The sequence below is a fragment of the Pseudarthrobacter phenanthrenivorans Sphe3 genome, from assembly GCF_000189535.1.
Classification (GTDB): Bacteria; Actinomycetota; Actinomycetes; order Actinomycetales; family Micrococcaceae; genus Arthrobacter; species Arthrobacter phenanthrenivorans.
This window is the reverse complement of sequence record NC_015145.1, coordinates 273,870-300,523: the sequence shown is the minus strand read 5'-3', so window position 1 is coordinate 300,523 and position 26,654 is coordinate 273,870. Positions and strand designations below refer to the sequence as shown.

25 protein-coding genes are annotated in these 26,654 nt (G+C 66.9%); 11 read left to right on the top strand and 14 right to left on the bottom strand.

From position 1 onward, the window contains the following. Positions 1-63: 63 nt before the first annotated feature. Positions 64-1,197 (bottom strand): zinc-dependent metalloprotease, encoded by a 1,134-nt coding sequence (locus tag ASPHE3_RS01410; RefSeq protein WP_013599445.1) that lies wholly within the window; start codon positions 1,195-1,197, stop codon positions 64-66. 80 nt (positions 1,198-1,277) lie between these two features. Further along, the gene (gene dacB, locus ASPHE3_RS01405) at positions 1,278-2,837 is read right to left on the bottom strand and encodes a D-alanyl-D-alanine carboxypeptidase/D-alanyl-D-alanine endopeptidase (protein WP_013599444.1); all 1,560 of its coding nucleotides are present in this window, start codon (positions 2,835-2,837) and stop codon (positions 1,278-1,280) included. A 154-nt stretch (positions 2,838-2,991) separates the two neighbouring features. Here dacB and ASPHE3_RS01400 point away from each other — a divergent pair, with 154 nt between their 5' ends. The 3 genes from ASPHE3_RS01400 to ASPHE3_RS01390 all read left to right on the top strand — a co-directional run bounded on the left by ASPHE3_RS01400 (position 2,992) and on the right by ASPHE3_RS01390 (position 5,776). Beyond that, the gene (locus ASPHE3_RS01400) at positions 2,992-3,480 is read left to right on the top strand and encodes an inorganic diphosphatase (protein ID WP_013599443.1); all 489 of its coding nucleotides are present in this window, start codon (positions 2,992-2,994) and stop codon (positions 3,478-3,480) included. 149 nt (positions 3,481-3,629) lie between these two features. Beyond that, the gene (locus ASPHE3_RS01395; RefSeq protein ID WP_049786000.1) at positions 3,630-4,991 is read left to right on the top strand and encodes a carboxylesterase family protein; all 1,362 of its coding nucleotides are present in this window, start codon (positions 3,630-3,632) and stop codon (positions 4,989-4,991) included. A 32-nt stretch (positions 4,992-5,023) separates the two neighbouring features. Beyond that, the gene (locus ASPHE3_RS01390) at positions 5,024-5,776 is read left to right on the top strand and encodes a DUF429 domain-containing protein (protein WP_041651838.1); all 753 of its coding nucleotides are present in this window, start codon (positions 5,024-5,026) and stop codon (positions 5,774-5,776) included. A gap of 7 nt (positions 5,777-5,783) precedes the next feature. Here ASPHE3_RS01390 and ASPHE3_RS01385 read toward each other — a convergent pair whose 3' ends face one another. Beyond that, positions 5,784-8,180, bottom strand: coding sequence for a phosphoketolase family protein (locus ASPHE3_RS01385; RefSeq protein ID WP_013599440.1), 2,397 nt, complete (start codon positions 8,178-8,180; stop codon positions 5,784-5,786). A gap of 133 nt (positions 8,181-8,313) precedes the next feature. Between ASPHE3_RS01385 and ASPHE3_RS01380 the strand changes: the two genes are divergently transcribed. Then, positions 8,314-8,913, top strand: a complete 600-nt coding sequence (locus ASPHE3_RS01380; RefSeq protein WP_013599439.1) for a MarR family transcriptional regulator — start codon at positions 8,314-8,316, stop codon at positions 8,911-8,913. Here the strand turns inward: ASPHE3_RS01380 and ASPHE3_RS01375 are convergent. The 4 genes from ASPHE3_RS01375 to serS form a co-directional block, all read right to left on the bottom strand. Then, positions 8,910-9,524 carry a histidine phosphatase family protein gene (locus ASPHE3_RS01375; RefSeq protein WP_013599438.1) on the bottom strand — a complete coding sequence of 205 codons (615 nt, stop codon included), beginning with the start codon at positions 9,522-9,524 and terminating at the stop codon, positions 8,910-8,912. The two genes, ASPHE3_RS01380 and ASPHE3_RS01375, sit on opposite strands and share 4 nt — an antisense overlap. A 25-nt stretch (positions 9,525-9,549) precedes the next feature. Next, a complete protein-coding gene (locus ASPHE3_RS01370; protein ID WP_013599437.1) occupies positions 9,550-10,413 on the bottom strand; it encodes an HAD family hydrolase in 864 nt (287 codons plus the stop codon). Between the two features lie 146 nt (positions 10,414-10,559). Next, on the bottom strand, positions 10,560-11,600 hold the full coding sequence (locus ASPHE3_RS01365; protein ID WP_013599436.1) for a hypothetical protein: 1,041 nt from the start codon (positions 11,598-11,600) through the stop codon (positions 10,560-10,562). Positions 11,601-11,762: 162 nt separating this feature from the next. Continuing rightward, positions 11,763-13,043, bottom strand: coding sequence for a serine--tRNA ligase (serS, locus tag ASPHE3_RS01360; protein WP_041652462.1), 1,281 nt, complete (start codon positions 13,041-13,043; stop codon positions 11,763-11,765). Between the two features lie 90 nt (positions 13,044-13,133). Between serS and ASPHE3_RS01355 the strand changes: the two genes are divergently transcribed. Continuing rightward, on the top strand, positions 13,134-14,189 hold the full coding sequence (locus ASPHE3_RS01355; protein WP_013599434.1) for a diacylglycerol/lipid kinase family protein: 1,056 nt from the start codon (positions 13,134-13,136) through the stop codon (positions 14,187-14,189). A gap of 64 nt (positions 14,190-14,253) precedes the next feature. Here ASPHE3_RS01355 and ASPHE3_RS01350 read toward each other — a convergent pair whose 3' ends face one another. The 3 genes from ASPHE3_RS01350 to ASPHE3_RS01340 form a co-directional block, all read right to left on the bottom strand. Beyond that, positions 14,254-14,457, bottom strand: coding sequence for a hypothetical protein (locus ASPHE3_RS01350; RefSeq protein WP_013599433.1), 204 nt, complete (start codon positions 14,455-14,457; stop codon positions 14,254-14,256). Between the two features lie 137 nt (positions 14,458-14,594). Beyond that, positions 14,595-15,533 carry a prephenate dehydratase gene (gene pheA, locus ASPHE3_RS01345; RefSeq protein WP_013599432.1) on the bottom strand — a complete coding sequence of 313 codons (939 nt, stop codon included), beginning with the start codon at positions 15,531-15,533 and terminating at the stop codon, positions 14,595-14,597. 12 nt (positions 15,534-15,545) lie between these two features. Beyond that, positions 15,546-15,872, bottom strand: a complete 327-nt coding sequence (locus tag ASPHE3_RS01340; RefSeq protein ID WP_013599431.1) for a rhodanese-like domain-containing protein — start codon at positions 15,870-15,872, stop codon at positions 15,546-15,548. 193 nt (positions 15,873-16,065) lie between these two features. Between ASPHE3_RS01340 and ASPHE3_RS01335 the strand changes: the two genes are divergently transcribed. From ASPHE3_RS01335 to ASPHE3_RS01315, 4 genes are all read left to right on the top strand, one after another. Then, positions 16,066-17,505: an amidase gene (locus ASPHE3_RS01335; protein ID WP_013599430.1), complete on the top strand. Its 1,440-nt coding sequence runs from the start codon at positions 16,066-16,068 to the stop codon at positions 17,503-17,505. 140 nt (positions 17,506-17,645) lie between these two features. Further along, positions 17,646-17,885, top strand: a complete 240-nt coding sequence (locus tag ASPHE3_RS01330; protein WP_013599429.1) for a hypothetical protein — start codon at positions 17,646-17,648, stop codon at positions 17,883-17,885. Positions 17,886-18,258: 373 nt separating this feature from the next. Then, entirely contained in the window at positions 18,259-18,720 is a 462-nt protein-coding gene (locus ASPHE3_RS22525; protein ID WP_013599427.1) for a LapA family protein, read from the top strand. Positions 18,721-18,963: 243 nt separating this feature from the next. Next, entirely contained in the window at positions 18,964-20,388 is a 1,425-nt protein-coding gene (locus ASPHE3_RS01315) for an FAD-binding oxidoreductase (protein ID WP_013599426.1), read from the top strand. 54 nt (positions 20,389-20,442) lie between these two features. Here ASPHE3_RS01315 and ASPHE3_RS01310 read toward each other — a convergent pair whose 3' ends face one another. Both ASPHE3_RS01310 and ASPHE3_RS01305 read right to left on the bottom strand, forming a co-directional pair. Then, a complete protein-coding gene (locus ASPHE3_RS01310) occupies positions 20,443-20,973 on the bottom strand; it encodes a DUF4190 domain-containing protein (protein WP_013599425.1) in 531 nt (176 codons plus the stop codon). A gap of 53 nt (positions 20,974-21,026) precedes the next feature. Continuing rightward, complete coding sequence (locus ASPHE3_RS01305; protein ID WP_013599424.1) at positions 21,027-21,947, bottom strand: NERD domain-containing protein; 921 nt, start codon at positions 21,945-21,947, stop codon at positions 21,027-21,029. A 247-nt stretch (positions 21,948-22,194) separates the two neighbouring features. On the opposite strand from ASPHE3_RS01305, the gene pgm reads away from it, so the two are divergent. Then, positions 22,195-23,859 (top strand): phosphoglucomutase (alpha-D-glucose-1,6-bisphosphate-dependent), encoded by a 1,665-nt coding sequence (gene pgm, locus ASPHE3_RS01300; RefSeq protein WP_041651835.1) that lies wholly within the window; start codon positions 22,195-22,197, stop codon positions 23,857-23,859. Here pgm and ASPHE3_RS01295 read toward each other — a convergent pair. After that, a complete protein-coding gene (locus ASPHE3_RS01295) occupies positions 23,856-24,362 on the bottom strand; it encodes a 2'-5' RNA ligase family protein (protein ID WP_013599422.1) in 507 nt (168 codons plus the stop codon). The genes pgm and ASPHE3_RS01295 overlap by 4 nt on opposite strands. A 115-nt stretch (positions 24,363-24,477) precedes the next feature. Continuing rightward, on the bottom strand, positions 24,478-25,083 hold the full coding sequence (locus ASPHE3_RS01290; RefSeq protein WP_013599421.1) for a malonic semialdehyde reductase: 606 nt from the start codon (positions 25,081-25,083) through the stop codon (positions 24,478-24,480). A gap of 200 nt (positions 25,084-25,283) precedes the next feature. On the opposite strand from ASPHE3_RS01290, the gene ASPHE3_RS01285 reads away from it, so the two are divergent. Then, positions 25,284-26,636 carry a uracil-xanthine permease family protein gene (locus ASPHE3_RS01285; protein WP_013599420.1) on the top strand — a complete coding sequence of 451 codons (1,353 nt, stop codon included), beginning with the start codon at positions 25,284-25,286 and terminating at the stop codon, positions 26,634-26,636. Positions 26,637-26,654 lie beyond the last annotated feature (18 nt).

Sequence of the window (26,654 nt, the reverse complement as noted above, 5' to 3'; positions counted from 1 at the left end):
CGGGGGCACGTCAGGCACGGCCGCGTCCGGCAACGTGGCGTCAGGCAAAGTGGCGTCAGGCAATCAGAGTCCCATCCGCTCAAGCCACAGCTTGGCGTCGTGGATCTCAGGCTCGGTGGGCAGGTGGTCGGCAGACTCCCAGACCCTGTTGAAGCCCTCCATCCCCGCCACGTCCACCACGGCGCGCACGAACCTGGCCCCGTCCGAGTACTGGCGCATCTTGGCATCGAGGCCCAGCAGGCTGCGGATGAACTTCTCGATCACGCCGCGGTCCTTGCCCCGGTCGTTGAACCGCTGGCGGATGGTTTTCACGGACGGGATGATGCTGGCATCCACGGCATCCATCACCACGTTGGCGTGGCCTTCCAGGAGGCTCATCACGGCGGTGAGGTGCGAAATGGCGGCCTTTTCCTCGGGATCCTGGAGGAGGTCAAGGATGGCGCCGCGGCCCGGCGTGTTGCCGGAGGCGGTACGGTCCTTCAGCGACCGTGCCGCGGCGGTGGCCCGTTCCATGAGCGAATCGACGTTCCCCAGCAGGTGCACGCTGAGCTGGTCGATCTGCTCCAGCATGTGGTGCCGGAGCCAGGGCGCGGCGGCGAACTGCACACGGTGGGTCTGCTCGTGGAGGCATACCCAGAGGCGGAAATCCTCCGGCGTGACGTTGAGTTCGCGCTCAACGGAGACGATGTTCGGGGCAACCAGCAGGAGCCTGCCGGCAGCGGGGGCGGTGGAACCGTCGGCGAGGGCGGCGAAGGGATCGTACTGGCCCAGCACTTTGCTGGCCAGGAACGCCAGGACGGCGCCCAGCTGGCTGCCGGTGATGGCCCCGCTGACGCTCGCGGCGGTGGGGCTGAGGGTGCCGCTCCGGTTTTCCAGCATCTTTTCCATGGCCGGCTTGAGCATCACGGCAAAGCTCTGGGTGTTGGCCTTGGCCCAGGACGCCCGGTCCACCACCAGCACGGAGGAATCGCGCAGGTCGCGGGCGGCTTCCAGCCCGGTGATGTGGTGGACGTGTTCCACCGAGACATCAGCCAGGCGGCGCAGGCTGTCCACGGCTTCGCTGATGGCAGCCTGGTTCAGCACAGGACCGGCCGGCGCCAGCCGCGCGGCAGTGGAGGCGGCGAGGTCCCAATTGATCAGGGACTGTGCCGTGGCGGACAACGTCTGGGCTGACGACTCGCGTGCAGTGGACTCCATGGTTCCCATCAGAACACAGCAGGGTGTGGATAGTCCTTAAGTTCGCTGACCGGCGAACCTTCCGGCGGGAGTCCTGGCCTCTACCGGCAGCCGCAGCCTGCCAGCGCGGTGGCGGCGCGGTCCAGCGCCTCCTTGTTGCCCGCCGCCCCGGGGGTCAGCCCGTTGCCGATAAAGGAGAAGACCAGGAGACGGCCGTCGGCATCCACCACATAGCCGCTGAGGGCAATGACCGTGTTCAGAGTGCCCGTCTTGGCGCGCACCAGCCCCGCTCCCCCCGCCGTTGCGCCCCCGCCGTACCGCGTATCCAGGGTCCCGGTAAGGCCGGCCACCGGAAAGCCGTCCAATGCGGCCCGGAGCCTGATGTCCGGACCGGAGGTGATGGCCCGGACGGCCTCGGAAAACTGCCGCGCCGGAACCTGGTTCCCCATGGCCAGTCCGCAGACGTCCACCAGCTTCAGGCCGTCCGTGACCAGCCCTGCCTCCCCGAGCTGGGAGCGGACGGCGGCCGTGGCACCGTCGTTGCTGCCCGGCAGGCCGCCAGCCAGCGCCGCCAGCCGGCCCAGTGCTTCGGCAAGGTAGTTGTCCGAGTCCTGCAGCATCAGGTTCACCTGCTCTGCAACAGTGGCAGATTGCACTTCCGCCAGCACTGCTGGCTCCTCAGTGTCGCCGCCTGACTTGTCCCCGCCTGAAGTGTCCCGGCCTGAACTGTCCCCGCCTGCCGCCTGGGCCGGGCCGGGTGAACGTTCGACGGCGGCGGCCACGGTGAGTCCCGCCGCGGCGCCTGCCGTCCGCAGCCGGGCAGCGAATTCCTCCGCGGCGGTGATCGCGGCGTCCTGGGGGCGGGGGCCGGTGGTGACCGCGGGATCGAAGCGGGCCGAATTCAGCGCCAGCGGGTACAGCGGGGCCACTTCACCGGCTGCCACGTCCCCGCTCTCCCATGCAGGGTTCAGGGCGGGACCGGTGAAGAGGGAATCGTCCACCAGCACCTTGATCTCCCCGGCGCGGCCTTCCGCCTGCAGGGCTGCCACCGTCTGCGCTGCCAGCGTCGCAAGCCCTGCCCGCCCCAGGGTTTGTTCCGGGTTTGACTCCCCCGGCCCCAGCAGTACGTCACCGCCGCCCACCAGGACCACCTGCCCCGGGTTCGGTCCGGCCACGGCTTTGGTGGTGAACCGGTGGTCCGGGCCCAGGGCCCGCAGGGCGGCAATGGCCGTCAACAGCTTCAGGTTGGAGGCCGGCACCCTGTTCTCGGAACCGCCGCGGTCAAAAAGTACCTGGCCGGTGAGCGCATCCTGGACCAGCCCCGTGAAGTTGCCGCCGCCGTCGGCCTTCAACAGCGGCTCCAGCTGCGCAGTCACCGCCGCTTCCGCGGGAATCGCCGCCGAGGGGCGGGGTGTTTCCAGCCCCAGCCGGGCGGAGGGGCTGGCGGGCGCCTGCTGCCAGGCAGGCGGAGGCGGAGCGGACGCAGGGGGTTCGGGGCCAAGGAACCCCGGGGCCACCAGGGCCACCGAGGGGATGGCAAGGACTGCCAGGAGCGAAGCCAGCAAGATGCCCGGCCAGGACCCCTTCAGGGCTGTGGCGCCCCGGGCTGCGGCCTCCCGGATATGGCGGAGCCGCTGATCCCTGCCAGTTGCTTTGGTCATGCCGGTGCCGGTCCTCAAGTCCTGAAATATCCCCACAAGTTCCTGATTCCAGGGCCTCTCGCTATATCCTCAATAATAGTCGGCGGCACCGACAGTCCTTTTTGTTGCCCGTCAGAAGTGCCGCGAACCCCCTGCAATTGCCGAGGAGCATTCCATGAAGCATGACGTGACCATCGAGATCCCCAAGGGTTCCCGCGTCAAGTATGAAGTTGACCACGAGACCGGCCGCGTCCGCCTGGACCGCGTCCTCTTCACCGCCATGCAGTACCCCACGCACTACGGCTACTTCGAAAACACCCTCGGCGAGGATGGCGACCCGTTGGACGCACTGGTGCTCCTCCAGGACTTCGACCTGCACCCGGGCGTCATCGTGGAGTCCCGCCCCATCGGCGTCTTCAACATGACGGACGACGGCGGCGGCGACGCCAAGATCCTCTGCGTTCCCGTGGATGCCCGCTTTGACCACATCCAGGAAGTCAGCGACGTCAACGAGTTCCTGATCAAGGAAATCGAGCACTTCTTTACCCGCTACAAGGACCTGGAGCCGGGCAAGTGGGTCAAGGCTGAAGGCTGGGGCGACCGCGCTGCCGCCGAAGCCGAGCTGGAAGCCTCCATCAAGCGGTACGTGCCCACGGGCCACTGATTTCCGGCTGCCTCCGCAGCTACCTCGACGGCGGGTGCCTGGTTCGCAAGAGCCGGGCACCCGCCGTCGTGCTTTAGGAGTTGTTGGGCAGATGCCGCTACCTCCGGCGTGCTGAAGGCCCGGATACGCGCCCAAAACTCCCTGCCAGGATGTGGCATGGTTGCATTGTGCGTTCCGAACCACGATTGAGTTCAAGTCTTTTGTTCAACCCTCCCTGCGGACCGGTCAGTGGCCGGCGGGACGGGACGGTAATCCGGGCAACAGGCATCCCTTACGCCAAGGCTGCACGCTTCCAGCCTCCCGTCCCCGCACCGGACTGGATTGAACCGTACGCGGCGACCTCGCCCGCACCCGCCTGTCCGCAGGGGCCGGTACCGTTCCTGGACGACGTCCTGGGCACACGGTACGGGGAACTTCCGGGCAGCGAGGACTGCCAGAACCTCTCCATCACCATGCCCGCCGATCTGGCTGACGGCGAACGGCTGCCGGTGATGGTGTGGATCCACGGCGGCTCGTACACCACCGGCTCGGGCGACCTCGCCATCTTCGACCCGGCCAGGCTGGTGGCCGAAAACCGTGTGGTGGTGGTTTCCGTGACCTACCGGCTGGGACTGTTCGGTTTCCTGGCTACCCGCACTGGCCGACCGGCCAACCTGGGGCTCCTGGACCAGCTCGAGGCGTTCCGCTGGGTGCAGCGGAACATCGCTGCGTTCGGCGGGGACTCCCGGAAAGTAACAGCGTTTGGCCAGTCCGCCGGGGGTGACGCGATCGCCCATTTGATGGCGACACCCGAAGCGCCGTCGCTCTTCCAGCGGGCCATCCTCCAAAGCGCGCCCCTGGGCATCTCCCGTGGCAGGGCCAAAATGAACCATGCCATGGGCATCGTTGCTGAGGCCGTCACCGAGGACACTCCCGCGATGGAAGTCGTGGAACGGGAGGGGCACGTAGCCCAGGTGGCCCGGAAATTCGGGATGCTCGCCGCGATGCCGTTCGGTACCCAGTACGGGCATGCACCGCTGCCTGCGGAAGCCGACATTGAAGCCGCCTGGAACCGCTCCGCGCCGGAGATTGAGGTGCTGATCGGGCACACATCCGAGGAAGCGCGGCTGTTCCTCCCCCGCAGCCCTTACCTCAGCCGGCTGGCCCGGCTCCCGGTTGCAGGGACGGCCGCCGTCCGGGCCATTGACAGGGTGGTCACTGAGGCTGTCTACGGCAGGGCGGCCCGGAAATTCGTCCGGCGGCATACCCGGGCCGGGGGAAGAGCCCACCGGTATGTCCTGCACTGGCATGCTCCCGGCAACATTTACGGGGCCGCCCACACGGTCGACCTCCCGTTACTCTTCGGCAACCGCAGCACGTGGGACGGGGTAGGTCTGATTGCCGGTGCCCGGTGGGAGGACGTCGACGACGTCGGGCGGCAGCTGCGCAGCCTGTGGGCCGGTTTCGCGCGGGGAGACTCGCTCGGTGAAAAGGGCGGGATTCCCGGGGCCCTCCACTACCAGGCCGTGTAGGCCTGGAGCTCCGGAGGCATGGTGACCATCAGGTGAGGACCCTGGGCGTGGACCTTGCTGCCGCCACGAAGAAGACTGCTGCGGCGGTGATCGAGTGGGACGGCGGCGCGGCGCGGCTGGCGCACTTGGCGCTTGACGTCGGCGACCAGGAGATCGTGGACCTGTTCGGCACCTCTGCCATGACTGGGATCGACTGCCCGGTGGGCTGGCCGCAGGCACTGCTCCCGTTCCTCACCGGGCACCTGAACTTCGACGGCGGCCCGGTCCTTGAGCATGACGGGATCGAAGGGCGGCGGCTGCTGGCCTACAGGGATACGGACCGGTTTGTGACCAGCCGGACCGGCCTGATCCCGCTCAGCGTTTCGGCGGACCGGTTGGCGCATCCTGCCATGCGGTGCGCGGTGATCCAGGCCAAAATCGCGGTCCTGCATGGGCCCCAGCCACGGGACGGGTCCGGGCGCCTCGCAGAGGTCTACCCGGCTGCCTCCCTGAAACTCTGGGGCCTGAGTGCCCGCGGCTACAAGGGACGCGGCACCTCAGAGGCGGAACGCCTGGCCGTCCTGCTCGGAAGCCTGCGGCAGCAGGCACCGTGGCTGGACCTGGCCGGGCACGAGGACCGCCTGGCCGACTCAGACGACCTGTTTGACGCCGTCGTCGCCTCCCTTACAGCCCGTGCCGTCGCCGTCGGACTGACCGTGCCCGCCGATGGCGCCCACGCTGCGGCCGCCCGCAGCGAAGGCTGGATCCACCTGCCGTCCGGCCGGCTGGACGGGCTGCCCGCCTAAGGCGGGGTTAGCCGAGCTTCCAGTTGCGGATCTCCTCCGGGTCCTCGCCGTGGATACGGGTGTGCTGGCGGGCGCGCATCCGCCGGTCCTGCAGCTCCTGCCGCACGAGCGAGTGCTTTTCGGCCAGCCCGGGCACCCGGTCGATAGCATCGATAGCCAGCTGGAACCTGTCGATCCCGTTCAGCATGGCCATATCGAACGGCGTGGTGGTGGTCCCCTCCTCCTTGTAACCGCGCACGTGCAGGCCCTCCTGGTTGGAGCGGCGGTAGGCCAGCCGGTGGATCAGGGCAGGGTAGCCGTGGTAGGCAAAGATGATGGGCTTGTCGTTGGTGAAGATCCCGTCGAAGTCCCGTGACGGCAGCCCGTGCGGGTGCTCGCTCTCATCCTGCAGCCGCATCAGGTCCACGACGTTCACCACGCGGACCTTAAGGCCCGGCACACCCTCGCGCAGCAGTTCCGCGGCCGCGACCGTCTCCACCGTGGGCACGTCGCCCGCACAGGCGAGGACGACGTCGGGCTCCTCACCCGGCACCTCCGACCCTGCGAAAGGCCAGATCCCAAGGCCGCGGCGGCAATGGTTTGCGGCGTCTTCCGGGCCCAGCCACGTGGGCGAGGGCTGCTTGCCGCTGACCACGATGTTGACGTAGTCCGTGGACGCCAGGCAGTGCTGCATGATGTACAGCAGCGTGTTGGCGTCCGGCGGAAGGTACACCCTGATGACCTCCGCCTTCTTGTTCACGGCATGGTCAATGAACCCGGGGTCCTGGTGGGAGAAGCCGTTGTGGTCCTGCTGCCACACGTGCGAGGACAGCAGGTAGTTCAGCGAGGCCACCGGCTGGCGCCACGGCAGCTGCCGGTGCACCTTCAGCCACTTTGCATGCTGGTTGAACATGGAGTCGACAATGTGGATGAAGGCCTCGTAGCAGCTGAAGACGCCGTGGCGGCCGGTGAGGAGGTAGCCTTCCAGCCAGCCCTGGCACAGGTGTTCGCTGAGCACCTCCATCACCCGGCCTGACCGCGCCAGGTGCTCGTCGGCGTCGTCAATCCGGTACTGCCACACCTTGTCGGTGACTTCGTAGACGTTCTGCAGCCGGTTCGAGGCGGTCTCGTCAGGACCGAAGAGCCGGAACGTCTCCATGTTCAGGGAGATGACGTCGCGCATCCAGGATCCCAGCGTGATCATGGGGCTGATCCGTTCAGTGCCTGCGCGCGCAACCTCCACGGCGTGGTCCCCATAGGCGGGGAGCTTCAGCGCCTTCCGCAGCAGTCCGCCGTTGGCGTGCGGCGTTGCGCTCATCCGGAACGAGCCAGTGGGCGCGGCCTCGGCGACGTCGGGACGCAGCCTGCCGTCGCCGTCGAACAGTTCCTCCGGGCGGTATCCCCGCAGCCACTCTTCCAGCTGCGCGAGGTGTTCGCCGTTGGTCCGCACCTCCGACAGCGGCACCTGGTGGCTGCGCCAGGTGCCTTCGACCTGGAGGCCGTCCACGTAGCGGGGACCGGTCCAGCCTTTCGGCGAGCGCAGCACGATCATGGGCCAGCGGGGCGCCTCCGCGGACTGCCCCGCAACGTCCAGCACGTCCTGTCCGCCCTGGGGTGTCCGCCGCGAGTCCTGGATGGCCCGGATGTCGGCAAGGCAGCCGTCAAGTGCCGCAGCGAAGTCCTGGTGTGCCTGTTCCGTGTTGTCCGGGTCCTTGACGGTGACGAAGTACGGTTCGTGTCCGTAGCCGCGCAGCAACTGCTCCAGCTGGGCTTCCGGCATGCGGGCGAGCACCGTGGGGTTGGCGATCTTGTAGCCGTTCAGGTGCAGGATGGGCAGCACGGCGCCGTCGGTGGCCGGGTCCAGGAAGTTGTGGGAGTGCCAGCTGGCGGCCAGCGGCCCGGTTTCGGCCTCGCCGTCGCCAATCACGACGGCGGCCACCACCTGGGGATTGTCCAGTACAGCACCGTACGCGTGGGCCAGGGAGTACCCGAGTTCCCCGCCCTCATTGATGGAGCCGGGGCTCTCCGGCGCGGCGTGGCTGGGTATGCCGCCCGGGTAGGAGAACTGGCGGAACAGCTCGGCCATGCCGTCGCCGTCGTTGCCCACATGGCCATAGATCTCCGAGTAGGTGCCCTCCAGCCAGGCATTGGCGACGACGGCGGGACCGCCGTGGCCGGGACCGGCCACGAAGAGCATCTCGGCTGAGTCGCGGCGGATCGCGCGGTTCAGGTGGGCGTAGACGAAGTTCAGCCCGGGAGTGGTGCCCCAGTGCCCCAGCAGCCGGGATTTGGTGTGCTCCGGCTTCAGCGGCTCGCGGAGCAGCGCGTTGGAGCGGAGGTAGATCTGGCCCACCGAAAGGTAGTTCGCGGCCCGCCACCAGCGGTCAACGAGTTCGAGTTCGTCCTGCCCCATGCTGCCGGTCATAGCCATCCTCACGTCGCGTGCGCCGCCCGTCCGGCATCCGCCGGCGGCAGCCGTTCCCCCATCGCATCAGATGGGCCAGCCCGAGGCAACCCCGCTTGCCCCACTGCTACCAGCGGGTAGTCTTTGGTTTCAGATGTTCACGCTGACAATCAACCAGACCGACAGCCGGCGCGATGGTGACCGGGTGCCGCAGCTGCTCAAGGACCTGCGGCACATTCCTGCGCGCCTGGACTTTGACCGCTCGGTGGAAGACGAAGTCCAGGGCATCGTGGACTGCCCGCACCAGGCCGTGGAAGCTGCCCTGATCGCGCTGAGGTGCGGTTCCTGGTATGTGGGGATCGGCGTCGGGCCTGTCAATGAGCCGCTTCCCAACCAGATCAAGGACGCCTCCGGCCATGGCCTGGTCTACGCGCGGCGCGCCGTTGACCGCCTGCGCGGCAGCAAGGAGCGCGTGCCGGTGGCGGTGGAAGGGCCGCTGGCCGATGTTGCCCACGACGCCGAGGCCGTGCTGCGGCTGCTGGGGCACATTGTGCGGGACCGGTCCGGGGCTGAATGGCGGGTGTTGGACCTCCTGACCCCCGGCGTCCGCGGGCAGCAGAAGGCGGTAGCCCAGGAACTCGGGATCACCACGCAGGCTGTGAGCAAGGCGGTGGCCCGGGCGCAGTGGAACGAGGAGCATGCCGCCCGCCCGGCCGCCGCCCGGCTGCTGGCGATGATCCTTGAGGTGCGCTAGCTGCTGCCGCCTGCGGACAGGACAGCCTGGCTTTGGGTGGCAGCCATCACCGGCTCGCCGTTGAAGTATTCGAGCTGCCAGCCGTCGATCGCGTGGTGGTGCGCCAGGTTCAGCACTGCGTTGTCGATGCTCGTGAGCTTGCTCCCCACTGCGCGGCTGAGGCTCACGCGCAGCAGGGTCCCGTGGGCGACGACGAGAAGGCGGCGGCCGCGGAATTCCTCGGCGAGTGCCTCCAGGGCGGCCAGCCCCCGGTCGGCAGCCTCGTCCTCGCTTTCGGCGCCGCGGAAACCGCCCGGGATGCGCAGCGCGTCCAGTTCCGGCCCCGCCTGCATGCCCTCCGCCGGTCCGAAGCTCCGTTCGGTCAGCTCCGGCATGCGCCGGACGTCGGCGAGCCCCAGCCCCTCGGCGATCAGGTCCGCTGTCTCGGCGGCACGGCTCAACGGGGAGGACACCACTGCGTCCCATTCGTAAGCGGACAAAACGGCGACGGCGTCACGCGCCTGGGCACGGCCGACGTCGTTCAGCGGGATGTCAGTGGATCCCTGCAGCCGGCGCTGCGCGTTCCAGTCAGTCTGGCCATGGCGGATGAGGGCGAAGCTGGTGAGGGTCATGCTTTCCATTCTGCCTTGTACTGCGCTAGAGCAGGCTGCGCAGCACGTGTGCAGCGCCGTCGTCGAACACTGAGTGGGTGACCTCGTCAGCGGCGGCGATCACTTCCTCCGGCGCCTGGCCCATCGCAACGCCACGCCCCGCCCAGCTGAGCATTTCGATGTCGTTGCGGCCGTCCCCAATGGCCACGGTGAGGTGCGGTTCAATGCCGAGCCTGCCGCGGAGGTTCTCCAGGGCACTGGCCTTGGTCACCCCGGCTGCGGCGATATCCAGCCAGGCAGTCCAGCCCACGGAGTAGGTCACCCCGGCGAGTCCCACATGCTCAATCGCTGCGGTGAACTCTTCGGGGGTGTTCTCGGTGCTGAACACCACAACACGCACGGCGGTGGCCTCGAGCAGGGTGTGGAAGTCGACGCCGATGGCCTCGACGCCGAAGCTGGCGTCCTGGAAGCGCTCGGTGGAAAGGAAGTTGCCCTCTTCATCTTCGAGCGCATACTTGGCGGAGGGAAGCCGTTCGCGCAGTGCGCGGAGGGCGGGTCCGGGGTCGAAGGTGGCCTTGTGGATGACCTCGTAGCCGCCGTCCAGCGCAGGGTGGAGGCGCAAGGTCACGCCGCCGTTGCAGCAGACAGCGTAGCCCCGTTCGATCCCGATTTTCTCGATGATCGGCAAGGTGGCATTCAGCGAACGCCCCGTGGCGATCATGACCTCGTGCCCGGCAGCCACTACGGCCTGCGCGGATTCCCGGACACCCGCAGACATGTGGCCGTCGTGGTTCACCAGGGTGCCGTCCACGTCCAGTGCGACCATCAGCTTCTGGCTAATGGCGTTGTTCTCGTTGTTGTCTCGCCGGTCATCGTTGCCGGCGACTGAGGTTTCAGTCAGCGTTGTCATCCATCAAGTAGAGCAGAAGGCCGTGAAATCCCGCTAGGACGCGCGCCACAGAGTTGTTGAACAGTTGGCAAATACCCACAGGTTGTCCCCGGTGTGAGTGTTAATAACCGGGCCGCCCGCCACACTCCCGGGCTTGTTCGTGCAACCTAACCTTGAACGCAAGGATCCGCGAACAGGCCCCTGATCCGCGGTCGCAGCCCCGCCACAAGGAGCTTCCGCCTCAGCCGCTCCGGGTTTTCGATATCCGCCCACCCCCAGCGCACGAAGGCGAAGCCGAGGGCGCGGATGCGGTCTTCACGAATCTTCTCCCGGTACACCGCCTCTTCCGGCGTGGTGCCAACACGAACAGCGGCTTCGACGTACTTCGCCTTACCATCGAATTCGCCAACAACCCGGTGTCCCGGCCAGAAGCAATCGGCCCGGCCGATGAAACCGTCTGAATCGCAAAAGACGTGCTGCAGCACGGGCTGCTCAAATCCCAGGAACTCAAACATTGCCCGGCTGTAGGACTCGCCCACAGACTCGGCCAAGGGACTGGCCAGTTCTGCTACCCGTTCCGCACGGCGCCGTGCCGAAGCATGGGGGTGGGCCGCTATGCCTTCCGCGATCCCGCGTACGGCCAGCAGGTTGGCGCCTGACGACAGGTGGCCTTGGCCATGCAACCGCCGCGCCAGTCCGTCTGCGACCACCAAGGCCTCAGCGGGTTTGCCCGCCACCATCAGGTCAAGCGATGTCTGAACGGGGCTTGTACACCTGAATTCGCCCTGCACCATAGCCTCAAGCGTAGGTTTCAGGCAGTAACGCAGGGGATATGAACGGCGTTCCCGGACTTGCCGTGCTGCCACGCCCTCCCCCAGGACCGTCAGGGGCGACCGTCGAATTCCGCTCCGCCCGGGCAGGGTGGTTGCCAGTTCCACACACGGCGGGGTCCGAAGCGTGGGCAGTCCGTTGGCCAGGGCAGCCGTTTCCCCGCACAAGACCGCTCCCTTGACGGACCTCGCGACGGCCGCCGTCGTCCAGGCGAAGCGCGCTGAAGGCCGGGCACTGAGCCAGTCCGCCGTCCTCACATAGAAACCGCGCCGGATCCGGACCAGGCGTCCCGCCCGGAACTCCCGGTGGATCTGGTCAGTACTCCCCTGTATACGCAGGATGGCGGCGGAATCGATCAGTCCGGGCAGGATTTCCATCCCACAAGGCTGGCGGCTGGACGCCACGGAGTCAGCAGCCGGGTGGGCCTATGTGGACAACCAGGGAGCGCGACGGCGGCAAGCTCCCCGAGCCAGGAGCTTGTTCGCGGATCCGGGCCTTGAAGGCGCAGATCCGCGAACAAACCCGGGACAAGGCGAAAGCTACAGGACCGGGAGGACCTCAAGCCCGCCCAGGTACTTCTGCAGGGCCTTGGGCACGTTGACCGAGCCGTCCGCGTTCTGGTGGTGCTCCAGCAGCGCGACGATCCAGCGGGTGGTGGCCAGGGTGCCGTTCAGCGTGGCCACTGCCCGGGTGCCCTTGGCAACGCCCTCCGGGTTGACCGCCCGTTCGCGGATGTTCAGGCGGCGGGCCTGGAACGTGGTGCAGTTCGAGGTGGAGGTCAGCTCGCGGTACGCGCCCTGGGTGGGGACCCAGGCTTCGCAGTCGTACTTGCGGGCAGCGGACATGCCCAGGTCGCCGGCCGCGGTGTCGATCACCCGGTACGGCAGCTCGCACTTGGCCAGCATCTCCTCTTCCCACGCCAGCAGGCGCTGGTGCTCCGCAGCAGCCTCTTCAACCGTGGTGTAGATGAACATCTCCACTTTGTTGAACTGGTGCACGCGGATGATTCCGCGGGTGTCCTTGCCGTGCGAACCGGCCTCGCGGCGGTAGCAGGAGCTCTGGCCGGCGTACCGGATGGGGCCCGCGGAGAAGTCGAGGATCTCGTCCGCGTGGTACCCGGCCAGCGCCACCTCGGAGGTGCCCACCAGGTAAAGGTCGTCTTCGGCGAGACGGTAGATCTCGGCGTCGTGCTTTACGTCAAAGCCGGTGCCCTGCATGGTCTCGGGACGCACCAGGGTGGGCGTGATCATGGGGATGAAGCCGGCTTCGATGGCCTGGTCCATGGCCATCTGCAGCAGCGCCATTTCCAGCCGGGCGCCCACGCCGCGGAGGAAGTAGAAGCGGGCGCCCGAAACCTTGGCGCCGCGCTCCATGTCGATGGCGCCGATCAGTTCACCGATTTCCAGATGGTCCTTCGGCTCGAAGTCCGGGAATTCGCGGGGCGTGCCGACAGTCTTGACCACTACGTAGTCATCCTCGCCGCCTTCCGGGACGCCGTCCTCGATCAGGTTGGGGATAGTGCGCAGCAGTTCTTCCTGCTTGGTCTGCGCGGCGTCGGCCTCGGCGGAAGCCGCCTTGACCGAGTTGGCCAGTTCCTTGACCTCGGCCAGCAAGGCCTTCTTCTCGTCGCCCTTGGCCTGCGCCACCTTCTTGCCGAAGGCGTTCTGCTCGGCGCGGAGGTTCTCGAACCGGATCAGCGCGGCGCGGCGGGCGGAATCCGCGGAGATGATTGCGTCCACCACTGATTCGTCCGCGCGGCGGGCACGCTGGCTGGCACGGTATTTATCCGGGTTTTCGCTGAGGTCTTTTACGTCGATCACCACACAAGGGTATCCAATCCAACGCACGACGGAGGGCGACGCCGGGCGTGCCGGAACCATAGGCTTCCGCCGGGCTACTGTTGAAGCACCATGAGCGACTGGATCCTGTACCTGCTGATTGGGGTGGCCCTCGCGTTTGCCATCTCCAGCTGGTGGGGCGTGCGCAGGCTCAAGGCCCTGCACGTCCGAAGCATGGTGGGCGGGGAAGCGCAGGAATCCGGGCTCACGCGGCAGCGCGTCGCGGTAGTCCTCAACCCCATCAAAGCCCGCTCGGAAGAGGCGAGGGCCAAGATCCAGCGGGGGTGCCTGGCGGCAGGCTGGGAGGACCCGGTGTTTTTTGAGACAACGGCGGAGGACCCCGGCTATTCGCAGGTGCAGGCGGCGCTCGAGCACAACCCCGACGTCATCCTGGTGGGCGGCGGCGACGGGACAGTCCGTGTTGTGGCTGAGTCCCTGGTGCACACCAACGTGGCCATGGGCCTCATCCCGCTGGGCACCGGAAACCTGCTTGCCCGGAACGTGCATCTGGACCTCAACGACCTCCATGACAATGTCAACACCGCCCTTTTCGGCCGGCAGCGCTATATCGACACTGCCCGGATGGGGATCGAGAACTCCCGGACCGGGGACTCCTCCGAGCACACGTTCTTGGTGATAGCGGGGATCGGCATGGATGCGGAGATCCTGGCAGACACCAATACGGGCCTGAAGAAAGCCCTCGGTTGGCTGGCGTATACGGAAGCGGGCATGCGGCACCTGCCCGGGCGCCGGAAGAAGGTTTCGATTTCGCTGGACGGGAGTCCTGAACAGGTCAGGAACATCCGCAGCGTACTTTTCGCCAATTGCGGCCTGATTCCGGGGGGCATCGACTTCATCCCCCAGGCAATGATTGATGACGGGATGCTGGACGTGGTGGTGATGAGCCCCAGGAGCGCGTTCGGCTGGCTGCTCATGTACGTCAAGATCATGTTCAAGCACAGCGGGAAACTGCCCAGCATGACCGTCTACCGGTCAGGGAGGATCGTCATCCAGTGCCCGGAGCCAATGCCCACGCAGCTGGACGGTGATACCGCCGGCGAGGCCACCAGGCTCACAGTCCAGGTGGAGCCGCGGTCGCTTTTAGTGAGGGTCAGAGGACAAGATTAGGGGCGGGGTCAGAACCCCGCCCCTAACGCCTGGGTGAAAGAGAAGGCGAGGCCTCCAGGTCGCGTCAGTCGCCGGCTTTCCGGGCGGCCTCCGCAGCCTTCGCCACCGCGTGCGCTTCGGACTGCTCCCGGATCATTGCCTGCTCTTCCTCGAAGCGCAGGCGGTCAGCACGGTCAGCCTCATCGCCGTCCCAATCCTGGTTGTCCGCGGTTGGCCTTGGGTTCACGATCATTCCCTGGCCGTCGTTTTCGGTGCTGCTGGTAGTCATGGCGCGATCCCTTCGTTAGGGGCCATCCCCCGTATGGATCAAGTAAGCATACGCATTGTCCACAGCCTAAGGAAGTACTTCGAACGGCATTTACCTACGCTTACGGCGAAGCGGGCGGAAGCGCTTTCCCGCCGCACTTATGCAGGGCGGAGAATGCCTTCCACCCAGGTCCGTGCCGCCTGGAAGGCGTCGTCAGCAGTGTGCGGCTCCACCTTCACGGCCTGCATGTCTGCCCGGGGATACGAGCCCAGGAAGCGCGTGGCGGGGCTGATGCGGTGCAGGCCGGCGAGGGCGTCTGCCACGCGGGCGTCACCAGCATGCCCGTCGGCGTCGATGCTGAAGAAGTAGTCCCCCAGATACTGCCCGGTGGGACGGGACTCGATGCGGCTAAGGTTCACCCCGCGGCTGGCGAACTGGTCGAGGATGTCCATCAACGCCCCGGGCCGGTCTTCCGGAAGCGGCACCACCACAGTGGTTTTGTCCGCGCCGGTGCGCGGAGGCAGGACGCCCGGCCGGCTGACGAGGATAAAGCGGGTCACGGCTTCCGGGTTGTCGCCGATGTTCTCCGCAAGCACCGCCAGGCCGGGCTGTTCCCGGGCCACCAGGGGTGCGCAGATGGCTGCGTCATACTGGCAGCCCTCCTTGAGGAGCCCCACGGCGGCAGCGGCAGTGGACGATCCCGGCACATATTCTGCATGGGCAATGTGCGCGTCCATCCACAGCCGGCATTGCGCCCAGGCGTGACCATGGGTGGAGATTTTCCGCACGTCAGCCAAGCGGACGCCGTGCCTTGCCACCAGGACGAAACTGATGGGTACCAGGACTTCGCGGATGATGCGCAGCTCCTGTCCGGCGGCGATCGCGTCAAGGGTTGCGGTAACGCCGCCCTCCACCGAGTTTTCGATCGGAACCATCGCGGCCTGCGCCGAGCCGTCGCGCACCTTGTCAAGGGCTGCGTTGACGTTCGACGCCGGCACGCGGTCAGCGTGGGCAGCTTCGGGCACCTGCAGGAGGGCTGCTTCGGTGAAGGTACCCTCGGGTCCCAGGAACGTGTAGGTGGCCGGCAAGGCGGGCATGGATGTTCCCGCCTACAGCACGATGGGCTTCAGCCCGTTGTCCGAAACCAATGGCTTGCCGGCCTCCAGCCACTGGTCCATCCCGCCGGCAACATTGATGGCCGTGTACCCCTGGCCGGTGAGCCACTGCGCTGCCCGGAAGGAGCGTCCCCCCGTGCGGCAAATGACGTACAGGTCCTCGTCCGGGTCCAGTTCATCCAGCCGGGCCGGCAGCTGGTCCATGGGGATGTGGAGTGCGCCGTCTGCATGTCCTGCCACCCACTCATAGTCCTCACGGACGTCCAGGATCACGGCATCTTCGGGAATGTCGTTGACGGGAACGTTGTCGAAATCGCTCATGGAGAGTCCTGCCTTCGCCGATCGGGTTCGGCATTAAGCCTAGTGCTTCAGCTGCCGCGGGAGGACCTGCTCCGGCCAAGTTAAGCTTGAGTGACCCTAGGAGGAAACGTGTCCCCTGCGCATCCTGCCCCAGCCGCCCACTTCGGCCCGGACAGCCGGGAACGTCGCTGCCGGTCAACGGACGGGCACGCCTTTGGCTGAGCTCCATGACCTGCCCGCGGTAGTGCTGCGGGACCAGTTGCGGCAGGGAGAAGTGTCAGCATCGGACGCGGCGGCCCATTTCCTGGCCCGGATAGAACGGCAAAATCCCCTGCTCGGGTCCTTCATCACAGTCACGGCGGAACAGGCCCTGGAACAGGCACGGGCCGCCGACACTTTGCGGCTACGGGTCCCGGCGGATGAGCTTCCCCCGCTGCACGGAATGCCCCTGGCCTTCAAGGACCTCACGGATGTGGCAGGGGTGGTCACAACCCATGGCAGTGCGGCGCTGGACCACAGGCCGGCGCCCACGGACAGCCCCCTGGTAGCCCTGCTCAGGGAAGCGGGCGTAACTTCCCTGGGCAAGACCCAGGTGCCCGAATTTGGGCTGACGGCCTACAGCGAAAACCGGATCGCGCCGCCGTCGCGCAACCCCCACGCACTGAGCAGGAGCTCAGGGGGATCCTCCGGCGGCAGCGCTGCCGCCGTTGCCGCCGGGTTGCTGCCGTTTGCGCCGGGGACCGACGGCGGCGGCTCCATCCGCATCCCAGCCGCTGCCTGCGGGCTCGTGGGGCTAAAACCCGGCCGCGGCCTGGTTCCGGCGGGGGAAAGCCTGGGCGATCCGGCCCGGCTGGTGGTGGCCGGCCCCTTGGCCAGGACCTCCGCAGACGCAGCGCTCATGCTGGATGCCCTGGCACCCTCCCCCGCAACGCCCGATAGCGGAGCCGTGAATACCGGCAGTTATTTGGCGGCCCTCAGCGAAGATCCTCCACGACTCCGGATCGGCGTCACCCTGGACAGCCCTTGGTGGGGGACCTTTCCCTTCAGCCCGGAACCCGCAGCCCTGGATGCCCTCAAGGTTGGGCAGGACCTCCTGGAGCACGCCGGCCATGTGATATGCGAAGCCTCCATCAGGTACGACAACCGATACCCCGACGCGTTCACTACCGCCTGGACGGCGCCAGTGGGGACTGCCAGGATCAGCCCGCACCGCGAAGCACTGCTGGCACCCCTCACCCGCACCTTCCGGCGCCGGGCGCAGCAGCGCAGCCCGGCGAAGCTGGCTGAAGCCCTGGCGTTCCTCCGCCGGTTCCAGCACGACACGGTGGTCCAATACGCGCAGTGGGACCTGATGCTCATGCCGGCGCTGGCCCAGACACCGCGCCCCGTGGGCTGGTTCACGGGCGCCCTGCACGGCGACGACCGATGGCCGGCCGCACAATGGCCGGGAGATGCCGACGGCGACTACCGCAGGCAGTGCGAATACGCGCCCTGGTCTTCCATGGTCAATGTCTGCGGCCTGCCGGCCATCACTCTTCCTGTCCATTGGACCGGCGGCGGGCGCGGCGAGGGCCTGCCGATGGGAATCCAGCTCGTTGGGCCCATGGGGTCGGAGTCCCTCCTGCTGCGCGTGAGCAACCAACTGGGATTCTGAGCCGCGTCCTGATGGCCGCCTTTGTTGACCCGCCCCTAACGCGCCCTTAATGCCCCTGTAACCCTCCAGGAGCAGACTTAGGCGAGTATCAGGCCGCGGCACTCCTTCCGCCGGCCACTGCTCTACGAGGAGTCGCCCTCATGAATGCTGAATATCCCGTAGCCGCCACCGAAGCAGCCCCTCAAACCGGAGACGCCAGGCCGGACCTGAGCAACGCCAACATCAGGGAAGACCTGGCCGAACAGGGACGGTGCGCCCTGGTCCATCTGCCCAGCGGACGCACCTGCCTCCTCCCCCTCCGGCACCAGGGGCCGTGCGAGTTCCACCGCCCCGAGGAGGCAAACGACGTAGCCACAGGCGCCCGAGAGGAGGACGATTAAAGGGCAGTCACGTTAGTAGGAGGTCTGTGATGTGCTATTCATCCAGCAAGGACTTCGGGTGGGGCAGGAAAGAAGCCGACCACAAGCCCGAAGCAAAGCAGGACACCCCGGTAGAAACCCCGGAGAGAGCGGTTAAGGCCCCGGACTTTACCTTCTGGTCCTTCCCGTGGAAATCCCCGGCCGCTGGCAGCCCCTCAGCTGAACGGAGCAAGGAGAGGGTCTGACCGCGAGCCCCGGCGAAAAATCAGCGGAAGGGTCTTCAGGGAAGGCCCTTCCGCTGCGTCCTGGATTAGTTGCGTTGTGCTCCCATCAGCCCTCCCACTAGGGTGGGACAATAAGCATGCTTAGCATCCGCATCTGAGGAAGGACCAGCATGAGTACCGGAAACTACCCATCGGCCGGACAGCCGGAGTCGGGCAGCGGACATTACGACGGCGGGACCGCCTCCCAGCCGCGGGTTACCTCCCCTGTGGAATCCACAGCCTCGGGGCAGGATCCGGCCGCGGGCCAACCGGCAACCACCGCGCCGCCCGCAACCAATACCCAGCCTGCAGCGAACCCCCCGGCCGGACAGCCCAAGGTGACACGGGCGGGAGTGGTGTGGGCCGCCGTCGTTGCGGCGCTGGTGGTGCTCATCCTGCTCATCATCTTCATCATGCAGAACCAGGACCAGGTGGTGGTGCGGTACTTCGGCCTGGAAGGCATGGTCCCGCTGGGCATGGCACTGTTTATCGCCAGTGTGACCGGTGGCGTGCTCGTGGCCATGGCCGGCGGCGCCCGCATCCTCCAGCTCCGAAGGAACGCGCACCGGGCGCGGGTCCAGCAGCGGAGGTAGCCCCAGCCCGTCTTCTGGGTGGGCGTGTCCAAGGGCCGCAACGCGGGATCCGGCCAGCAAAGGAAAATTCGCTAAGGAGTGCACTGGTTCATTGACCGCGCACTGCGGCGGTTCTAAACTCTCGACATCGTTACCTCGGGTGCGCCGCACAGCAGCCGGCAACCCTCCTTTCCGGGGCGCCCGGCGCCCCTGGCTCTTCCACACCATCACAGGCACCAAGCCCTAGTTTCGGAAGCACTGACGATGTCCGCAATCCAAGAGAACAAGCCGGAACTGGAAGTGCAGCAGGCTTTGCACGAGCTGCGCCGGCGGCTGACCGGGTCCCTGATCGAGCCCCAGGATCCCCTCTACGACGAAGCCCGGGCCGTATGGAACGGCATGGTGGACCTTCGGCCGCGGGCTGTTGCCCGGGCCGGCGCTGTTGCCGATATCGATGCCGCCTTGGAGGCCGTACGGCAAAGCGGGCTCGCCCTTGCCGTCCGGGGCGGCGGGCACAACGTGGCCGGCCATGGCAGCGTTGAAGGAGGCCTGGTGCTGGACCTGGGACCGCTGAAGCGCGTCCAGGTGGACCCGGCGCGACGGCTGGTGACCGTGGAGCCCGGAGCAACGCTCGCCGACGTGGACCGGGCCACCACGGCGCACCACCTGGCGGTCCCCTTGGGGGTGATCAGCGGAACAGGCGTGGCCGGGCTTGCCCTTGGCGGCGGCGTGGGCTGGCTGACACGCTCCAACGGGCTGAGCCTGGACAACCTCGAATCCGTAGACGTTGTTACCGCCAGCGGCGAGCACCTGCACGCCAGCGAACAGGAGAACCCGGAGTTGTTCTGGGGACTGCGTGGCGGCGGCGGAAACTTCGGGGTGGCATCCTCCTTCACCTTCCGGGCGCGGCCCCTGCCGGCCGCTCCGCTGGGCGGAAATCTGTTCTACCGGCCCGGCAACTGGCGAAACGCGCTGCTCGCCTTTGCCCGCTGGACCCGGGACCTGCCGGACGAGATGAACCCCATCATCTCCTTCCTGGTGCTACCGCCCGAATTCGGGATGGGGAACGAGCCGTGGATGATCGTGGGATTCGCCTGGGTTGCCGACGATCACCAGGCCGGCCTCGCACTTGTGGACCAGCTGCGGGCAGAAGCGCGGCCTGACGAGCAGGAGGTAGGACCCACGTCATGGCTGGACTGGCAGAGCGCCATGGACAGTGTCTTTCCCAAAGGCTCCCGGGGCTACTGGAAGAACGTCTCCTTTTCCCGCCTTGACGAAGATGCTGTGGAAGTCCTGCTGGGATTCGCGTCGGAGTTGGCGTGGGAGGGAACAGGGATCGATATCCACCATATGGAAGGGGCCTTCGGTCGCGTCCCGGACGATGCCACAGCCTTTCCCAACCGGTCCGCCCGCTATTGGCTCAATGTCTACGGATTCTGGCGCGATCCTTCAGAGGACGAAAGGCTGACCGCCTTCGCCCGCAGGGCCCACAGGCTCATGCAGCCGCTGGCGGAGCACGGCGAGTACGTGAACTTCCTGGGCGCCGAAGCGGGACTGGAACAAGCAGAGGCTGCCCGCACTGCATATGGCCCGGAAAAATACCGGCGCCTGGTGGCCCTCAAGGACCGTTACGACCCCCAGAACCTGTTCCGCCTCAACCACAACATCCCGCCGACGCGCACCTCCTGAACGACGCGCACTTCCTGAACTCAGTGCACAACCGGCAGCGGGATACCTGCAGGTTCAGAAGGTGTAGCCGGCGCTGCTGGTGGAGCTTGCGATGGTGAGGCCGATAATGGCCAGCAGCCAGAAGGCACCGTAACCCAGCAGGCACAGGTACCCCAGCACCAGGCCGGCGATCGCCATGCCCCTGCCTCCGGGTTCCCGCTTGAGTGCCATGTGTCCGGTGATGATCGCGGCGATCTGCGGGAGCAGGATCCAGCCCATGATCACGGACGCGATGCCGCACACCATGCTGGCAATGCTCAACGTTCTTGGCTCAGCAGCCACCCCGTAGTAGCCCTGCTGCCCGTAGGGGCCGGCAGGTTGACCGTAGTAGCCCTGCTGCCCGTAAGGGCCGGCCTGCTGCCCATAGGGGCTTTGCTGCTGCGCGTAAGGGCTGCCCGGCTGGCCATATGCCGGCGCCCCGTACTGGCCCGGCCCGCCAAACGTGTTCTGCCCATAGTTGCCCTGCCCGTGGCCGGACTGCCCGTACTCGGACTGCGGCTGGCCGGACTGCCCGGATTCGGGCCGATGGTTGGGCTGGTCAGTCATGGTTTCTCCCCCTTGGATGCTGGTTCCAGCCTACCCGCGCACACCCTCCGGTTCTACGGCCCCCAGTAGGGCAGAACATACACGGCAAAGGCGACGAACGCGGCCAGCATCGCGAGCTGGATTCCGCTGGTGGTGCCACGGCTGCGGGTCCTCGAGCCTGCCCCGGCCGCGGCCGACCGTTTCGAACTGTTCCCGCGGGTCAAATTGTTCCTGTGGGCCGGACGGGGTGAAGCATTGCGGACCGAAGGGGTGCGCGGTGAAGCAGGACGGGGCGCAACGGGGCGGGACCCTGAACGTGCAGGCACCGGAGGCGGTGTGCCGTCCGTAGCGGAAGGAACGGGACCCGCCGGCCGAACGTTGCGAAAGGCCGTGATGCCCGGCTCCTGTTCATGCGTCAGTTCCTGGCCCAGGTGCTCATAAAGCCCCACCACCGCCTGCTGGTCCAACACGGGGGGCAACGCCTCGATGGCGCCCACCACCCGCTGTGCACCCGCCACGGCTACGTCCGAACTGGTTACGCCGAAGAGGTCCGGCTGGGCCGCCATGCAGATCAAGGGCCGCACCAGGCGGCGGTGCGGCGGCGCAACCACGGACGCCACGGCGGCGCACTGCGCCAGTGCGCCCTCCACTGCCTGGGTGCGGGCGTACCGGCCCTGCCACAGCACCCCGGACGCCACGCGGACTTCGCCGCTCCAGTTCTTGGAATCCACCACCACCACTCCGCCCGGTCCCACCAGGACGTGGTCCAGGTTGGCTTTGGGCCGGCCGGGCCAATGGACGTCATGCAGCACGTACCAGCCCTGCGGAACCAGTTCCCGCAGCTTGTCTGCCACGACTTTCCCGTCGGCACCGCCGTTGTCCCTGGATGACATGGCATCGGGTGCGGAACCCGCCTCATCGAGGCGTCGCTTCAGCCTCGCCACCCGTTCAGCAGCCAGCCTGGACCGCTCCGCTGCCCCATCTTCTGCCCCCATGGCGCGTCCCCGCTTCCTTGCCGGAAGAACGACGGCGGGCGGCCGCCGTCGTGCCTTGCTCCCGGGTGGTTCCCCCGGATTCCTCGAAAGTAACAGGGCGCGCAGGCGGCGGTATATAAGTACTTTGCAGGGGGTGTACTCAGGTTGCCTACTCGTTTGATGACGTTCTTTCGTCACAGGCCGGACACAGTTGCCGTTTTCCGGACGGATCGTTTTGACTGTGGCGCCCGTCTGGCATGCTGGTGGCATGGCTAGCCGCGCGGGCACAGTTGCCCAACCCCAGGACCTTGTTGACATCACTGCGCTTCTTGACGCGTATTACGACATCACGCCGGACCTCTCGGATCCCGGCCAGCGCGTGGTCTTTGGCACCTCCGGGCACCGCGGCTCCAGCCTCAAGGCCTCGTTCAACGAAAAACACATCGTGGCCATCACCCAGGCGATCGTGGAATACCGGGCGGGACAGGGCATCACCGGCCCGCTGTTCCTCGCCAAGGACACGCACGCGCTGAGCGAGCCGGCGCAGAACTCGGCGCTTGAAGTCCTGGCAGCCAACGGCGTCCAGGTCCTCATCGACGCCCGCCACGGCTACACCCCCACCCCGGCCCTCAGCCACGCGATCCTCACGTACAACAGGAACGCCGGCGCCGGCGCCCCGCAGGCTGACGGCATCGTTGTCACCCCCAGCCACAACCCGCCCGCGGACGGCGGGTTCAAGTACAACCCGCCGCACGGCGGTCCGGCCGATTCCGATGCCACCGGGTGGATCGCCAACCGCGCCAACGAACTGCTGGAAAATGACCTGCGCGGCGTCAAGCGCATCCCCCTGGCCGACGCCCAGGCCGCGGACACCACCGGCAAGTTCGACTTCCTGAGCAGCTACGTGGACGACCTCCCCTCGGTCCTTGACCTGGACGCCATCCGCGACGCCGGCGTCCGCATCGGCGCAGACCCCATGGGCGGCGCCTCCGTTGACTACTGGGGCGAAATCGGCGAACGCCACCACCTGAACCTCACCGTGGTCAACCCCACCGTGGATCCGCAGTGGGCCTTCATGACCCTGGACTGGGACGAGAAGATCCGGATGGACTGCTCCTCGCCGTCGGCCATGGCGTCCCTGATCCAGCGGATGGCCGATGCTTCAGCATCCGGCCAGGCTGCCTTCGATATCGCCACCGGCAACGATGCAGATGCTGACCGGCACGGCATCGTCACTCCCGATGGCGGGCTGATGAACCCCAACCACTACCTCGCCGTCGCCATCGACTACCTGTACCGCAACCGCAGCGGCTGGAACCCGGCCTCGGTGGTGGGCAAGACCCTGGTGTCCTCTTCGATCATCGACCGCGTGGCGCAGAGCCTGGGCCGCAAACTCGTGGAAGTTCCGGTTGGGTTCAAGTGGTTCGTCCCCGGCCTGCTGTCAGGCGAAGGAGCGTTTGGCGGCGAAGAATCAGCCGGCGCCTCGTTCAACAAGAAGGACGGCAGCGTATGGACCACGGACAAGGACGGCATCCTGCTGGCCCTGCTCGCCTCGGAAATCACTGCGGTCACCGGCAAGTCCCCGTCCCAGCTGTACAAGGGACTGACAGACCAGTTCGGCGCGCCCGTCTACGCCCGCATTGATGCCGCCGCCACGCGCGAGCAGAAGGCCAAGCTGGGCAGGCTCTCCGCCGCCGACGTCACCGCAACGTCGCTGGCAGGAGAAGAGATCACCGCCAAGCTGACGGAGGCGCCAGGCAACGGCGCGTCCATCGGCGGGCTGAAGGTGGTCACGGAGAACGCCTGGTTCGCCGCGCGCCCCTCCGGCACCGAAGACGTCTACAAGATCTACGCCGAGTCCTTCAAGGGCGAGGAGCACCTCAAGCAGGTCCAGGCCGAAGCCAAGGCCCTGGTGGACAGCGTCATCGTCTAGGCTTCCGCTTCGGCACGCCTCCACAGCTTCAGGATGCGCCGGACGGTGCGGTCACCGTCCGGCGCCATGTCCACCAGTGCTATCCGTTCAAGCACGACGGCGTCGCCCAGGTTCAGCCGTTTGGTGCCGTGGTGTGAAACGTGGGGGCGGTAGCCGGACAGGGTGTGGGCGGGCGTCAGGATGGTGCCGCCAAGGCTTCCCACTGCCGCCACAAGTTGCTCGTGCAGGTTTTGCAGATCCGGCTGGGGCTGGATGAGGCTGACAGGCACCGAGCCGTTCCGGCCAAAGCCCGCGTCCTCCCCCACGGTGAGGAGGGCGCCGAGGGCCGCGACGGCGGGCTCCTGCGCGAGCGCGGCGATATGTTCGGCGACGTCGCCACCGTCCGTACTGCCGACGTCGAACCTCACCAGCGTGATGTGCAGCGGCCATTCGCTGCGGGGGAAAACCAGCCCGTCTGCAACGGGCTCGACGAACGCGACCAGGATAAGGTTCCGCACCGGCATGCCCCAGTCTCCCACGGACGCTCTCTCACTTAACGTCGCTTAAACGCTGATCCTCTCTCACGGGTGAGAGAGGATCAGCAAAAAGGCACATTAAGTGAGAGAGCGTCGGGGGGGGTTAGACGGTGCGGACGACATCCTCGTAGGCGAACTTGGGCTTGGCTTCTCCCCAGGCGTCCTCGGCGGGCTGGCCGATGTTGATGACCAGGAAGCTCTTCTGGTCGCCGGCCGGGAAGAAAGCCTCGTCGATGGCACCGAAGTCGGCACCGGTCATGGGTCCAGCGGCGAATCCGAGCGAGCGGACGGCCAGGATGAAGTAGCCGGCCTGAAGGTGGGCGTTGTTGTTGCCGGTGGCGGCGGCCAGCTCAGGGTTGGCGTCGTACATGGCCTTGGGCGCGTTGTAGCCGGGGAGGAAGTTGTCCCACTGGCCTGCCCAATCAGTGTCGTAGCTGAGGATGGCCACCAGCGGGGCGGAGGCGGTCTTGGCGCGGTTGCCCGGCATCAGGGCGTCCACCAGCTTGGCGCGGGCTTCTTCGGACCGGACATAGGTCACGCGCAGCGGCTGGGAGTTGAAGGCGGTGGGACCGAACTTGGTCAGCTCGTAGATGGCCTGGGCCTGCTCGTCGGTGACTTCGCCGGTAAAAGAGTTGGCGGTGCGGGCCTGGGCGAAGATGGCGTCGACGGCTGCCGAATCAATAACTGCTTCTTCGTGGGCAATGGTCATTGGCTTACCTTTCGCTGCGCCTCCCCGCTTGCCGGGGGCGGCCTCGTTGCTTTCCATAGTTGCAACTTCAAGTACCTCTATCCTCTTCCCGTGACGGCGGGTGACGTTGGCCACAGCAGGACCGGGCCGGGTGCAGGGCGGTATTCTAGTCCCAGTTATTCTTCGCCCTCCGCGGCACCCCCCTTGAAAGGCCCCCGCCCATGAGCATGCTCGGAATCAAATGGAAGCTCCACGGCACCGGCAAGTCCATCAAGCCCGGGCACGTGGTTGCCCCCGATGAACGGCTGGCCTGGCCCCTGACCATCGGCGTGGGCATGCAGCACGTGGTGGCAATGTTCGGTGCCACCTTCCTGGTGCCCATCATCACGGGCATGCCGCCCGCCACCACCCTGTTCTTCTCGGGCATCGGAACGCTGCTCTTCCTGGTGATTACCAAGGGCCGGGTTCCCAGCTACCTGGGCTCGAGCTTCGCGTTCATTGCCCCCATCATGGCCTCCCAGCAGCAGTTCGGCGTGCCCGGGGCCCTGGGCGGCGTGGTGCTCGCCGGTGCCGCCCTGGCGCTGGTGGGCGCCATCGTGCAGAAGTTCGGCGCGGACTGGATCAACCGGCTCATGCCGCCGATCGTGACCGGCGCCATCGTGGCCCTCATCGGCCTGAACCTGGCCCCGGCGGCAAAACAGAACTTCGACGCCGCCCCGATCACTGCCGTCGTCACCCTGGCCACCATCATTCTGGTGAGCGTCCTGTTCCGCGGGATCCTTGGCCGCCTGAGCATCCTGGTGGGTGTTGTGGTGGGCTACCTCGTGGCAATGCTCCGCGGTGAGGTCAGCTACGAAAAGATGGAGGCCGCTGCCTGGGTTGGCCTGCCGCAGTTCCAGACCCCCGAGTTCCACATCGGCGTGCTCGGCCTGTTCGTCCCCGTGGTGCTGGTGCTCGTGGCGGAGAACATCGGGCACGTAAAGTCCGTGGCAGCCATGACCGGGCAGAACCTCGACGGCGTCTCCGGGCGTGCGCTTATGGCCGACGGCGCCGCCACCGTCCTTGCCGGCTTCGGCGGCGGTTCCGGCACCACCACCTACGCGGAAAACATCGGCGTCATGGCCGCCACCAAGGTGTACTCGACGGCGGCCTACTGGGTTGCGGGCATCTTCGCCATCCTGCTGAGCTTCTCCCCCAAGTTCGGCGAACTGATCGCCACCGTCCCGCCGGGCGTGCTGGGCGGCGCCGCCACCATGCTCTACGGAATGATCGGCATCCTGGGCGTGAAGATCTGGGTCCAGAACAAGGTGAACTTCTCCAACCCGGTGAACCTGACCACCGCTGCCGTAGCCCTGATCATTGGCATCGCGGACTACACCTGGACCATCGGCGACCTCAAGTTCACCGGCATCGCGCTGGGTTCGGCGGCCGCCCTGGTGATTTACCACGGCATGAAGGCCATCGCGAAGGCCCGCGGTACGGTAGCCGAGCCCGAGACCGAACAGGCGGGGCTGCCGCCCGCGGCCAAGGCCGCCATGAATGCAGCCGCCAAGCGGGCTCCCAAGAAGCGGTAGGACCACAGGCAGCGCCCC